This is a genomic window from Protofrankia sp. Cj3, from assembly GCF_917627355.1.
Lineage (GTDB): Bacteria > Actinomycetota > Actinomycetes > Frankiales > Frankiaceae > Protofrankia.
In genome coordinates, this window is sequence record NZ_CAKJTR010000233.1 from 6888 (window position 1) to 7985 (window position 1098).

General features: G+C 73.5%; 1 pseudogene. It reads right to left on the minus strand.

Going from position 1 to position 1098, the window contains the following annotated elements:
- Positions 1 to 1098 (minus strand): annotated as a pseudogene (locus tag MJ783_RS21045) (hypothetical protein); the annotation flags it as partial.

Genomic DNA, 1098 nt, shown 5'->3' on the forward strand with positions numbered 1-1098 from the left:
GGGCGTCGGCGAGGAAGGCCATCAGGCGGAGAGGCTGGTGGCCCCGGCAGGCCAGCCAGAGACGGGCGATGCCCAGACGTCCCCATACCGAGGCGAGCCCGCCCACAAGCCCGACCGCGGCCCCGGCCGCAAGCCCGGCCGCGGCCCCCACCGCGGCCCCGTCCATAAGCCCGGCCGCGAGCCCGAACGCGAGCCCGCCCACGAGCCCGACCACAAGCCCGCCCACGAGCCCGCCTATGAGCCCACTGGCGCGATCGTGAATTAGCACGGCCCCGGGGCCGGCTGCCCGTTGCGTGTCCACAGTGGTATCCATTCCGAGCCCGGCCGCGAGCCCGACCGCGAGCCCGAACCCAAGCCCGGTCGCGACCCCAGCCGCGAGCCCGGCCGCGAGCCCGACTGTGAGCCCACCCACGAGCCCGGCCGCGAACCCGAACGCGAGCCCGCCCACGAGTCCGACCGTGAGTCCGGTCGTGAGCCCGGTCGCGAGATCGGAGAGCCGCGGCCATCGCAGGATGATGTGGCGTGGGGAAGAACTGCCGAGCCCGACCACGAGCCCGAACGCGAGCCCGAACACAAGCCCGCCCGCGAGCCCGGCCACGAGCCCGACCACGAGCCCGAACACAAGCCCGAACACAAGCCCGGCCATGAGCCCGGCCATGAGCCCGACCGTGAGCCTGATGGTGAGTCCAGCTCCGAGCCCGTCCTCCAGCCTGATTGCGAGTCCGGCCCCGAGCCCGGCTCCGAGCCCGTCCGCGAGCCCGGCCGCAGGCCCGAACGCGAGCCCGAACGCGAGCCCGGCCACCAGCCCGACCGTGAGCCCGACCGCGAGGGGCATCACAGCGCGTGGTAGGGCGCGGGGGAGTTCCCACCAGGCAAGGCTGGTGGTGCGGAGACGATGTTCGAGATGGCGGGCCAGAAAGATCAGATAGGGGGTGGCCTGGGCGGCGGTCCACCGGTTCGTGCCCGTGGAGCGGGGCCGGTACACTGCGGCGATGAGACCATCGAACAGATGTTCCTCAACGGCGGCGCGGGTGGGGAATGCGGCGGTGTCGCACAACTCGGCGGGGTCGGGCAGGCCGAGCGTCGAGCTGGCTTGCC